At 34.0% G+C, this 12,327-nt stretch carries 13 protein-coding genes; 11 read left to right on the forward strand and 2 right to left on the reverse strand.

Annotation, left to right across the window (positions count from 1 at the left end; genetic code table 11):
• Window positions 1-64: 64 nt before the first annotated feature.
• From EsVE80_RS04935 to EsVE80_RS04975, 9 genes are all read left to right on the forward strand, one after another.
• A complete protein-coding gene (locus EsVE80_RS04935; RefSeq protein WP_173102711.1) occupies window positions 65-2,182 on the forward strand; it encodes a GH25 family lysozyme in 2,118 nt (705 codons plus the stop codon).
• Window positions 2,183-2,338: 156 nt separating this feature from the next.
• Window positions 2,339-3,778: an endolytic transglycosylase MltG gene (mltG, locus tag EsVE80_RS04940; RefSeq protein WP_173102712.1), complete on the forward strand. Its 1,440-nt coding sequence runs from the start codon at window positions 2,339-2,341 to the stop codon at window positions 3,776-3,778.
• A 106-nt stretch (window positions 3,779-3,884) separates the two neighbouring features.
• Window positions 3,885-4,364 (forward strand): transcription elongation factor GreA, encoded by a 480-nt coding sequence (greA, locus tag EsVE80_RS04945; RefSeq protein ID WP_173102713.1) that lies wholly within the window; start codon window positions 3,885-3,887, stop codon window positions 4,362-4,364.
• 173 nt (window positions 4,365-4,537) lie between these two features.
• On the forward strand, window positions 4,538-5,269 hold the full coding sequence (liaF, locus tag EsVE80_RS04950; protein WP_173102714.1) for a cell wall-active antibiotics response protein LiaF: 732 nt from the start codon (window positions 4,538-4,540) through the stop codon (window positions 5,267-5,269).
• A complete protein-coding gene (locus tag EsVE80_RS04955) occupies window positions 5,266-6,324 on the forward strand; it encodes a sensor histidine kinase (protein ID WP_173102715.1) in 1,059 nt (352 codons plus the stop codon). The genes liaF and EsVE80_RS04955 overlap by 4 nt, the downstream gene beginning before the upstream one ends.
• Window positions 6,325-6,370: 46 nt before the next feature.
• The gene (locus tag EsVE80_RS04960; protein ID WP_173102716.1) at window positions 6,371-7,000 is read left to right on the forward strand and encodes a response regulator transcription factor; all 630 of its coding nucleotides are present in this window, start codon (window positions 6,371-6,373) and stop codon (window positions 6,998-7,000) included.
• Window positions 7,001-7,102: 102 nt separating this feature from the next.
• The gene (locus EsVE80_RS04965; RefSeq protein WP_173102717.1) at window positions 7,103-7,768 is read left to right on the forward strand and encodes a potassium channel family protein; all 666 of its coding nucleotides are present in this window, start codon (window positions 7,103-7,105) and stop codon (window positions 7,766-7,768) included.
• 12 nt (window positions 7,769-7,780) lie between these two features.
• Window positions 7,781-8,074, forward strand: a complete 294-nt coding sequence (locus EsVE80_RS04970; RefSeq protein WP_173102718.1) for a HesB/YadR/YfhF family protein — start codon at window positions 7,781-7,783, stop codon at window positions 8,072-8,074.
• 22 nt (window positions 8,075-8,096) lie between these two features.
• Window positions 8,097-9,029: a glycosyltransferase family 2 protein gene (locus tag EsVE80_RS04975; RefSeq protein ID WP_173102719.1), complete on the forward strand. Its 933-nt coding sequence runs from the start codon at window positions 8,097-8,099 to the stop codon at window positions 9,027-9,029.
• 100 nt (window positions 9,030-9,129) lie between these two features.
• Here EsVE80_RS04975 and EsVE80_RS04980 read toward each other — a convergent pair whose 3' ends face one another.
• Entirely contained in the window at window positions 9,130-10,074 is a 945-nt protein-coding gene (locus EsVE80_RS04980; protein WP_173102720.1) for a phosphoglycerate dehydrogenase, read from the reverse strand.
• An 87-nt stretch (window positions 10,075-10,161) separates the two neighbouring features.
• Window positions 10,162-10,965, reverse strand: coding sequence for a DUF1189 domain-containing protein (locus tag EsVE80_RS04985; RefSeq protein WP_173102721.1), 804 nt, complete (start codon window positions 10,963-10,965; stop codon window positions 10,162-10,164).
• 154 nt (window positions 10,966-11,119) lie between these two features.
• On the opposite strand from EsVE80_RS04985, the gene EsVE80_RS04990 reads away from it, so the two are divergent.
• Together EsVE80_RS04990 and EsVE80_RS04995 are read left to right on the forward strand one after the other, a co-directional pair.
• A complete protein-coding gene (locus EsVE80_RS04990) occupies window positions 11,120-11,560 on the forward strand; it encodes a GtrA family protein (protein ID WP_173102722.1) in 441 nt (146 codons plus the stop codon).
• Window positions 11,561-11,659: 99 nt separating this feature from the next.
• Window positions 11,660-12,268 (forward strand): superoxide dismutase, encoded by a 609-nt coding sequence (locus EsVE80_RS04995; RefSeq protein ID WP_173102723.1) that lies wholly within the window; start codon window positions 11,660-11,662, stop codon window positions 12,266-12,268.
• The last annotated feature ends 59 nt before the right edge of the window (window positions 12,269-12,327 follow it).

A 12,327-nucleotide genomic window follows, 5' to 3' on the forward strand; every position in this document is an offset into this window, starting at 1 on the left:
GGTGATGTGTGTGAATAAACAAAATTAATTTATTTTTATTACGGGTATTATAAGGAGTGAAAATATGAAAAGTAAAAAAATTTTGTGTCTTTTAGCAATAGTTGTGTGTCTTTTCTTTCCAAGTATAGGTTTTGCTGAAAAGAACGATACGATAAATTCTAATATTTCTATTTCAACAACCAATAACTCTACACAGTATATAGAGCAGGATTCTAAAGAAAATGCAGTAACTCAATCCAACGAAAAGACCACTACAACTTCTAGCACGATGGAACAAGAATTTTATGATGAAAATGATAATGGTTCCTCTTCGACTGAAACGTTTGATATGAAAAACGATACTATATCAACAACCGATAAAGTAAAAAAGAATCAGGTTAAAACAGATGAAAGTTACATAGATAATACGAATTATGGTAAGTCGAGATCAGATTTATCATCGTCTGCTAATCTTCGTCAAGGTGTTATGAGAAGTTCTATCTATTTGCCGGCAGTAAGCGCTTCAAATCCCAATACGCCACGAAAAGATTTTATCGATGTTTCATCTCACAATGGAGCGATAAGCGTAAATGAATATAGGGAAATGATGAAGTATGGAGTGCAAGGGGTAATTGTTAAATTAACAGAAGCAACTAGCTATCGAAACCCCTACGCTAAAAGTCAAATTTTGAATGCAAAAAAGGCAGGATTAAATGTTTCCGCATATCATTATAGTTGGTTTACAACAAGTGCCAGTGCAATAAAGGAAGCAGATTATTTTGTTAAATATGCAAAAGAGTTAGGACTAGGTGTAGATACTGTAATGGTAAACGACCTTGAAGAACCCAAAATTGAGGGAAATAAGTATCATTCCCAGAACTCACTTTCCTTTGAAAAGAGGTTGAAAGAAAACGGGTATTCGAATGTCTGCCATTATTTCGGTGCATCGTGGATTGACAACGGGAAAATTAATACTGCTTTATTAGGTAAGAGTAAAATTTGGGCGGCTGCTTATTTTTATTCCATTACTACTAGCCACAAATATACTCATCTTGGTTCTTGGCAATGGTCTCCACGATTATCATTTCCTGGTATAAAAGGTGAATTTGATATTTCTGCTGACTATTCAAAATATTTTACAAAACCTGTAGCATTAAAAAAAGGAACTAGCGTTATATTGAAAAAAGATGCGAGTTACTTCGTTAGTGGTAATTCCATTAGTGAAACTGATAGAAAAAAAGCTTATATTATAACTGGTTCAAAAGTTATTACTGGTCAAAATAAAATTATTTATAATTTAAAGGGCTTAACAGAACAAGTATATGGGGAAAATATTCAAGTTCAAACTAGTTCTTTCCCATATATATCTTTAGGAAAAACTGTTTCAATTAAACCAACTGGTAATTTGGATATTGATGGAAATGTAATTGTAATTGATGATAAGAAGAAAATATATACAATTAAAGCTGTCAAAGATATTCCTAAAAAATACGCTAGTATAAGGGCATATCAGCTAAAAGAAAATGGTAAGTGGTACTATGAAGCCGATATTCAAGAACAAAATAGTAGTTTTAAACAACAACCGAACGGAATGAGTTTTAAAATAAAAAGTTCAGCTAATTTATTTTATGATGGGACCAAAATATCATCTAATGCCAAAAAAAATATTGGGGTGATAACCAATATGAAGTTAATACCAAAAAAATATAATAGTATTCGTATTTATCAAGATTCCAAAACAAAAAAATATTTATATGAATCAGATATAACACCACTATATAGCGAAATTCCTAGGTCTAGTAGTATCGTGATTAAAGCAAATGCCTATTATTATCAAAGCGGAGGCCAGATTCCTTCTAATTATAAAAATAGTGCATTCGTTGTGACAGATATGAAGAACATTAATCAAAAATACAATAGTGTTCGTGCCTATCGGATTAGAAACACCAATAATTGGCTGTATGAGAATGATATAATCTATCAGACAAGCGTTTATCCATATATATCGCTAGGATCCAAAGTATACTTAAAACAAAGCGCAAACTTGGATTACTCTGGTAGAAAAATTGAAAGTAGCGATAGAGGAAAAGTATTTAAGATTGGTTCTGTACGGGATATTCCCAAAAAATATGGTAGTATACGTATTTATCAAGACTCGAAAACAAAAAGGTGGTATTATGAAGCGGATATTAATAAAGTATAAATAAAAACGTATTAAAGATGATTAAGGTGTCTATAATTACACCGATAAGAAACAAAAAATCAAATATAGGAAATCTGTTAAAATTATAATTTCACATCCATCTCTTTTCGTGTATAATGGTACAAGCTAGTATCATGAAAGTAAGGAGGAGTTGTTTTGTCTAAACAACATCCGGAAGAAGAATCTTTTAAAGACAAGATTTTAAATTCGTTAAATAACTCAGATGAGGAAACTTCAAAGTCTGATAGAAGTTCAACTCGTCAAGGTCAACAAAATAGAAGTAGTTCGGCAAGTAGGCAACGCGACCGTTTAAATGTTTCGCAAGAGCCTGTTGGTACTAGAAGAAGTAGTGGCGCAAAAAGTAAGGCGCAAAATACTAAAAAAAGTGTGCCAACGAAAAAAGACGACAAAGAAGCAAAAAAGCCACCTATTAAAAAAAGTACTAGAAAAGAAAACGTAAGTAATAATGCCAAAACGCCACTCAGTGTATCTTCAGATGAAATGCAGCGCAGAAAGATGCGTCAAAAAGAAGACCGCATCGTTAGTAAAATTGTAACAGTTGTGGTGGTTGCCTTATTGGTTATTGGTGGTATTTTAGGTTTTTCAGTTTATCGTTATGTATCAAGCAGCTTGCAACCGTTAGATTCTGGCAGTAAAAAGACTATTGCAGTAGAGATTCCTAGTGGTTCATCAAATAAACAGATTGGTGAGATTTTGCAAGAAGACAAGGTGATTAAAAGTGGTATGGTATTTAATTACTATACAAAATTTAATAATTTGACAGGGTTTCAAGCTGGTAGTTATCATTTTTCTCCTGCCATGACATTAGAAGAAATTAGTAAAAGTCTGCAAGGTGGTGGTGCTGGTACTGCTGGAGCAGATGCGAAGTTAACTATTCCAGAAGGCGTCGACATTGACAAAATTGGTGATATTATTGCTAAAGATACGAAAATTAAAAAATCTGATTTTACTGACCTAATGAAAAATGAAGATTTCTTTAAAAAGATGCAAGAAAAATATCCGGATCTTTTAGCAAGTGCTGCAAAGGCAAAAGGTGTCCGGTATCGTTTAGAAGGTTACTTGTTCCCCGCAACTTATGATTATTATAAGACGTCCTCGTTAGAAGATATTGTTACACAAATGATTGATAAAACCAATACTGTATTGTCAGCTTACTATGATACTATTAAGCAAAAGAATATGGATGTACAAGAGGTTCTAACACTTGCTTCTTTAGTTGAAAAAGAAGGGGTAACCGAGACAGATCGCAAAAAGATTGCCCAAGTATTCTTTAATCGAATTGCTGCTGGCATGCCATTGCAATCAGATATTTCAATTTTATATGCATTGGGTGAGCATAAAGAAAAAGTTTATAATAAGGATTTACAAGTAGACTCACCGTATAATTTATATACGAATACCGGTTATGGACCAGGGCCGTTTGATAGTCCAAGTGAACAATCAATTAAAGCTGTATTAGAGCCAACACCAAATAATTACTATTACTTTGTCGCAGACATCAAAACAGGTAAAGTTTATTATGCTGAAACATATGAAGAGCATTTGGTTTTAGTTGAAAAATATGTAAATAATTAAATAAATGACGTTTACATTTTAAAAAAAGCATGGTAACCTTTTCGGTATTAATCGCGAAAAGGTTACTATTTGCGATTTTAGAGTTGAAAATGAAGGAGAAATTACCATGGTAGAAAAAGTTTATCCAATGACAGTTGAAGGTAAAGAAAAATTGGAACAAGAATTAGAAGAGTTGAAAACAGTAAAACGTGGCGAAATTATCGAGCGTATTAAAATCGCACGTGGATTTGGTGACTTATCAGAAAACTCTGAGTATGAGTCTGCTAAAGATGAACAAGCATTTGTGGAAGGCAGAATTACGACTTTAGAAAATATGATTCGTTTTGCTCAGATTATCGATAACGATGGCGTCGATAATGATGAAGTTTCACTTGGTAAAAAAGTTACTTTTGTGGAACAACCAGATGGTGATGAAGAAGAATATACCATTGTGGGTAGCGCGGAATCAGATCCTTTTTCTGGTAAAATTTCTAACGATTCACCAATTGCACAAGCTTTGATTGGCAAAAAAGTCGGTGAAGAAGTGACAATTCAAACTCCTGGTGGCGATATGTTAGTAAAAATTACAAAAGTCGCCCAAGCTTAATTAATGAAGGAAAAACTTCTGAAACTTTTGTTTCAGAAGTTTTTTTCATTCTCTAGACTGATTTTATTTATTCTGATTTTCGTTATGATAAAATGGAAATGTTGCAATGATGGTTAATAAAATTAATAGGAGAATTTCTTTATGAATAAAATAATTGATAGGAGGTGGAGAAGTTGAAAAACCCCTGGCGTTTTTTTCTTGTTGTAGAGGCATTGCTGCTTCTTTATGCTCTTTGGCAGATTTTCAATAGTCCACCACTTTTTATGTTGCTTATTTTTGGTACCCTTTGTTTGTACTTTGCCAGTCGAGCCCAAAGACGAGGACAAAGAACAAATTTTCGTCTCGTTGTGGGGTGTTTAGCTGTATTTATCAGTTTGTTAAATAATCCTGCCGTTTGGTTAATGTTGGTTTTTGGCGTTTTGTTTATTGGCTTAAAAGGTGTAGAGTTAACGGGAATAGACCCGACTAAAAATGCTTTTTGGAAGAAAAAACAGATAATTATAGTAGAGACTGAGGCACCTGGGTTACATCCGACAAAAAAAGAACGACAAAATCTATTTGGTAATGAAAGAATAGGTAATCAGGTTTTCGAGTGGGATGATATTAATATTAATATGATTTCTGGGGATACAATTATTGATTTGGGAAATACGATTCTACCAAAGAAAGATAACATTATTATGGTGCGAAAAGGCTTTGGCAGAACGCGAATTTTAGTACCTGTGGGGATCGGGATTGCCTTAGAACACAGTGGCTTTATCGGAAATATGGCCTTTATCGGTGAACAAACACCACTACGCAGCGAAAAAATTACGGTGTATAGCGAAGACTACGATACGAGCGAGCGTCGCATCAAAATCTTATCAAGTACTTTGATGGGTGATGTTGAGGTGATTCGGGTATGATGGCAAAAATTTCCAAAGGGATGATTGCATTATATACCGGAATTGCAATTTTTATTACCCTGATTTTAGTTTTGTTTTCTTATCTTCATGCCAACAATGTAAAAAATTGGTGGCTGGTTTCGTTGCAGACACGTATTTTCTTTTTGCCTTTAATATTTTATATTTTAGCAATTTCAGTTGGGATTGGTATTGTTACGTATATTTTGATTTCTTTGTTTCGCAAGAGTTCTTACGGTGGTGTTGAGGAAAAATTAAGGTTGTTAGTGGCAGGAAATTACGATTCCGAATTATTGGGTGAGCCAATTTCTCATTCTAAAGAAAATCATTATTTAACTGCAATTGATCAGGATATTTCCCAAATTGGTCAGAAGTTAAATGAATTATCAACCGAATTACAAGTATTAAATAGTCGGCCACAATTAATGGATGGACAAACAAAAGAAGAAATTTTAGAAATTGAGAGGCATCGTTTAGCCCGCGAACTGCATGACTCTGTTTCCCAGCAACTATTTGCAGCCATGATGATGCTATCAGCTTTAAATGAACAAGCTAAAAAAATGGAATTATCAACGCTACAACAAAAGCAGTTACAAATGGTATCTGATATTATTAACGCTTCACAGTCTGAAATGCGCGCACTATTGTTACACTTGCGTCCGGTTAACTTAGAAGGAAAAAGTTTGAAACAGGGCATTGAGCAACTTTTAAATGAATTGCAGTCCAAAATAAAAATCAAGTTAAAATGGGAAGCAGAAGAGATAACTTTAGCAACAACGATAGAAGATCAGCTTTTTCGGATTGTTCAAGAACTATTATCTAACACATTGCGCCATGCTAAAGCAGATGAATTGGAAGTTTATTTGCACAAAGTTGGGCAAAATGTTTTATTGCGAGTAGTAGATGATGGTGTGGGTTTTGATACAAGTGAGCAAAATGCTGGGAGTTATGGTTTAATGAATATTAAAGAGCGTGTTGCTAGTGTTGGTGGAACATGTAAAATTATTAGTTTTAAAGGACAGGGAACTAGTGTAGAAATAAAAATTCCAATTGTCTAGGAATTTTTCCTAATAGTCAGGGATTTCTTTAAAGGAGGATGTTGGTGTGATTAAAGTTTTACTTGTAGATGATCACGAGATGGTCCGTTTAGGCGTGTCTTCGTATTTATCCATTCAAGAGGATATAGAAGTTGTGGATGAAGCGGAAAATGGTCAAATTGGTTATGAAAAGGCGTTGGCTTTGAAACCAGATGTAATTTTAATGGACCTAGTAATGGATGTTATGGATGGTATTGAATCAACCAAAGCGATTTTAAAAACTTGGCCGGAAGCTAAAATCTTAATTGTAACCAGTTTTATTGATGATGAAAAAGTTTATCCTGCAATTGAAGCCGGTGCTTCAGGCTATTTATTAAAAACTTCTACTGCTCATGAAATAGCGGATGCAATCCGCGCGACATATCGTGGTGAACGAATATTAGAACCAGAAGTTACGAGTAAGATGATGAATCGTTTAACAAATAAAACTGCAATTTTACATGAAGATTTAACGAATCGGGAAAGAGAAATTTTATTATTGATTGCACAAGGCAAAAGTAATCAAGAGATAGCCGATGAACTGTTTATTACTTTAAAAACTGTTAAAACCCATGTCTCAAATATTTTATCGAAATTAGAAGTTGAAGACCGTACACAAGCGGCGATTTATGCTTTTAAACATGGACTAGCCAAATAAAACAAAACCTCTTCGATAGCACAACGAAGGGGTCTTTGTTATACTAGCTACATAAGTTAAGAAGGTTGTTTTAAATAAATCTTGCGGATAAAGGAGAAACAAATGAAACAAAATTATGCCATTATTGGTTTAGGGCGTTTTGGCGGCAGTATTTGCCGAACTTTAATTGAATCGGGTCAAGAGGTATTAGCGATTGATAGTAGTGAAGATCGCGTAAATGAATATATGAATATCGCTACTCACGCAGTTGTGGGAAATGCGCAAGATGAAATGACATTACGTTCTTTAGGGATTCGCAATTTTGATCATGTAATTGTTGCAATTGGAGAAGACATTCAAGCAAGCATTTTAGTTACATTAATGGTAAAAGAAATGGGCGTTCCCAATGTTTTGGCTAAGGCGCAAAATGAATATCACGCCCGCGTATTAGAAAAAATTGGTGCTGATCGCGTTGTGCATCCAGAAAGAGATATGGGAGTAAGAATAGCTCATAATCTCGTTTCTAAAAATATTTTAGATTATGTTGAATTATCAGACGATTATTCATTAGCAGAAATACGCGTGACCAATCCGAAATTTTATGATAAGACGTTAGCCAATTTGAATTTCCGCCAAAATTTTGGTTTAACCGTAGTTGGTATTCGTCGCGTCAATGGTAAAGTTGTTGTTTCACCGACCGCAGATGAAATCGTTTTAAAAAACGATAATCTCTTGGTGATTGGAAAAACAGATGATGTAGATATTTTAGATGAAAAAATGAATGATTAGTGAGGGATACGAATGAAAATAACAATAACACCACAAGCTGCAAAATGGTTTAAAACAGAGTTATCCGTTGATGCGAACATGGGTGTCCGTTTCTACGGTAAAGTTTATGGTAAAACACAAGTTCATGAAGGTTTTTCAGTTGGAATGTCTGTTGATACACCAGAAAATCCGATAGCAAAAACAACGGTTGAAGGCATTTTATTTTTTGCAGACGAAGCTGATGAATGGTTTTTCAAAGGTTATGATTTAACAGTAGACTTGGATGAAAAATTAAATGAACCCAAGTATCTATTTACAGAAGACTAAACAATTATAGGAGTTTAAGCAAATGCTTTTGTCTGTTATTGTACCGTGTTTTAATGAAGAAAAAAGTTTACCTTACTTTTTTTCTGAAATGACAAAAATTGAAGAAGTGTTGCCATTAGAGGTGGAGTATATTTTAATTGATGATGGCTCTACTGATAAGACGTTAACGCTAATGAAAGTCATGTCAGCAAAAAGTAATGGTAAGATTCATTATTTTTCTTTTTCTCGTAATTTTGGCAAAGAAGCCGCGATTTATGCGGGGTTACAAAATGCCAAAGGAGACTATGTGACCCTAATGGATGCTGATTTGCAAGATCCGCCACAGTTATTGGTGCAGATGTATGACTTATTGGTAGCCCATAATTTAGATAGTGTAGCTACTAGAAGGAAAAATCGTGCAGGTGAACCAAAAATTCGAAGTTTTTTTGCAGGTCTATTTTATCGGTTGATGAATAAAATTGGGGAAACTGAACTTGTCCCTGGTGTCCGTGATTTTCGGCTTATGACAAGACAAATGGTAGATGCAGTTTTACAAATAACCGAATACAATCGTTTTTCTAAAGGAATTTTTAGTTGGGTTGGTTTTAAAACTGAGTATATTGCTTATGAAAATGTAGAACGTGTTGCTGGTAAAACGTCTTGGTCTTTTTGGCAACTATTAAAGTATTCTATTGATGGTATCGTGAATTTTTCTGATTTGCCGTTAAATATTGCTTCTTTTGTAGGGGCATTATCTTGTTTTGGATCAGGTATTGCTTTAATTTTTATTGTTGCACGTGCCTTGTTGTTTGGCGATCCTACCAGTGGTTGGCCTTCAATGGTTTCCATTTTTCTGTTTGTGGGGGGCTTACAACTGCTTTGTTTAGGAATTATCGGCAAATATATTGGCAAAATATTTTTGGAAACCAAAAAAAGACCCCATTATTTAATCAAGGAGTCAGATGAAGATAAATAGTAAATCAATTTTTGGTGAAAGGCTGACAGTTTGTTAGCTTTTCACCAAATTTTTTTGCTGTTTAATAACGATTCATTATTGAATACAGCCAAGTTAATTTTTAGTAACCTTTTGTCAAATCAACTTGGTTTTTTATTACCGTTTGTGTTGTAATAAACGACTCAAGATTTTTCAAAAAAATCGTCATGAATTTTTGCTGAAAATGAGGTACCATGCCGGCGATATGCGGGGTAATTAAAATATTGTCGAGCGCCCACAGTGGGCTATCAGAAGCAAGTGGCTCTTCTTCAAAGACATCTAATGCTGCATAAGCAATTATTTTTTCTTGTAAGGCTTTAATTAAAGCATCCGTATCTACACTGGCACCTCTACCGACATTAATGAACGTAGTATTAGGATTGAGCAGATTAAAAAAATCGGTATCATATAGATGATACGTTTCAGCAGTGAGTGGAAGAATATTTACAATAAAATCAAATTGTTTGGCGACATTTTTCAGTTCTGAAATAGCGAGTGTACGCGTGAAATTTTTAGCGTCATGACCAGACGTGTTAACTCCGGTGGGCTGATTACCAAGTAAATTTAAAGTACGGGCCAGTTCTTGACTAATCTGGCCAGTGCCAACAATTAGAATCTTTTGTTCTTCTAAGTTTCCATAAGAAACATTCTGCTGCCACTTTTTATTGCGCTGACCAACTGCTGCTTCGTTAAAACCTCTAAGGCGCATTAAAATTGTTGTTAAAACATGTGCAGTAATTGCTTTTTTATGAATACCTTTTGCATTAGTTAATAGAATATCTTGTTTTTTGAAATCTGAGAGTGGGAGATAATCAACTCCAGCGGAAATACTTTGTACCCATTTTAAGTTGGAATCAGGTGACAATAGTTTATCCCATTTTTTTTGCCAACCGATGGTAATTTCGACTTGTTGCCAGTCTATAGGTGTAGCAACTTCGGTAATAAAATCATATTGTGGTGCTATTTTTTTTATTTTATCAATAAATTCCGATTTAAAAGGACGACTGGATAAAATGAATTTCGACATTGGAATTCCTCCCTTAAAAAGATACTTTTATTGTAGCAGAGGGAGTAAAAAAAGGCTCTTTTCAAACTTGAAAAGAGCCTACGTAATTCATTTTTTTTCTTCGCGGGGAAGAGTCTTTATAACTTGATTATAGATGAATAAAGTTGCGATCAAGACAAACATCGTTGCATCAAAGTTCATCGTTGCAAAATGAATTAGTGCCGTTAAGATTACGGGTAATGTAGCAGCAAAAACCACGATTTTAAAATTTTCAAAGCTGCTTAATTTTAGCCGTCGCATCTTTGTTTGCAAAGTTGCACCGAGTGTTGCAAATAATAGAGTCACGAGTAAGTTAATCACACTAGGGTAAAGCGAAACGAAAAAGGCAAGCAGGTACATCCACCAAGGAACTTTGGTATCTTGTAAATAATTTCGGATATGACTGCCGGATAAAGAAGCCAGCGACGCTTCAGAATAAGGAATAACTATTTGATTGTCACCAAGTAGAGCAGAACTTGCACCAGTACTTGGCATCGCTACAACTAGACTATCCTTTAAAAGACCAATGCTTAGAAAATTTCCCACCATATCCGTTGTAATATCCTTGGCTGTTCGTTTTCCTTCGGGATCAAACGTGAAAATAATGGAATTTGTTTGATAAATAAAACCTTTTTCGTTCGCATCTGCTGGTTTTAACTGATTCTCTTCAATTGTGAAATCAGGTAGCTTAGCAGCTATTTTTTGGCTATCGCCTTGAACATCGTGAAAAACACTGCTAACTTTATAGGCCAGAGGAAATGTAAGAATAGCACCCAAGATGAATATATAGCCAATTACTTTACCAAATGCAAGATTTTTTGCTTCTTGTAATTGACGAAATTGAAAAAATGAACTTTTCATTAAGTGTAACATTCAGAGCAGGACTCCTTTTATAAGTATTCAATCTATTCTATCGAAGGTCTGTGGCTTTTACAAGGAGAATCGGTTAAATATATTTAAAATTAGCAGAAGAAAAGCTGATATTTGTGTATGATGGAAAAGAGATGAAAAGTAAAGGAGTAATAGTGTGAATTACTATTTTAAATTTAAAAGTGAATTGGAAAAAAGACATTTGTGGGAAGTTTCTATCTATTTGTTTTTTGGAGGACTAACAACGTTAATAAATATAATCATTTATTTTATCTTTAGAGAGTGGATAAAAACAAATTATATAATTGCAAATATAATTGCAAATATAATTGCAATTTTATTTGCGTTTATAACTAATAAAGTTTGGGTATTTCATTCAAAATCAGAAAACGTTAAAGAATTAATTATAGAGTTTAGCAAATTTGTACTTTATAGGTTATTATCTTTCGGGCTAGATATGATTTTTATGATGATTTGCATTGATATCATACAAACAGGTGATTTGTTTGCAAAATTATTCACCCAAGTCTTAGTCGTCATTGCTAACTACATTTTTAGTAAATTATTTATTTTTAAGCCAAAGGGTAAGGAAGTTTGATTGTTGCTCAAATTAATTAATTTGAAGCATATTTTTTGAATAATTGACTTTTATTTGATAGTGTTTACATTGTAAATAACATTTAGGAGGAGTTTAGAAATGGCTTATACTTTACCAGAATTACCTTACGCATATGATGCATTGGAACCTTATATTGATGTGGAAACAATGCACTTACACCATGATAAACATCACAACACTTATGTGACAAATTTAAATGCAGCTTTAGAGAAATATCCTGAATTGGCCGAAAAAAGTGTCGAAGAATTAATTACTTATATGGATGAAATTCCGGCTGATATTCGTACTGCTGTTCAAAACAATGGTGGTGGACATGCTAACCACACATTCTTCTGGGAAATTATGGCACCCAATGCTGGTGGTACACCAACTGGCGCTCTAAAAGATGCCATTGACGAAACATTTGGTTCTTTTGAAGATTTTAAAAATGAATTTAAGACAGCTGCAACAAGTCGTTTTGGATCTGGTTGGGCTTGGTTAGTAGTAGATAATGGTAAATTAGCGATTATGTCAACGGCCAATCAAGATTCACCATTAATGGAAGGTAAAACACCAATTATCGGTTTAGATGTGTGGGAACATGCTTATTACTTAAAATATAAAAATGTACGGCCAGATTATATTGCAGCTTTTTGGGAAGTTGTAAATTGGGATAAAGCCAATGAACTTTTTGAAAAGGCGAAGTAAGTAGTCTAAAATGTGGTGAAAGGAAACTTTCATCACATTTTTTATTTTGGAGGCGTTGA

This window comes from Enterococcus saigonensis, assembly GCF_011397115.1.
In the GTDB taxonomy this organism is placed as follows: Bacteria; Bacillota; Bacilli; order Lactobacillales; family Enterococcaceae; genus Enterococcus_C; species Enterococcus_C saigonensis.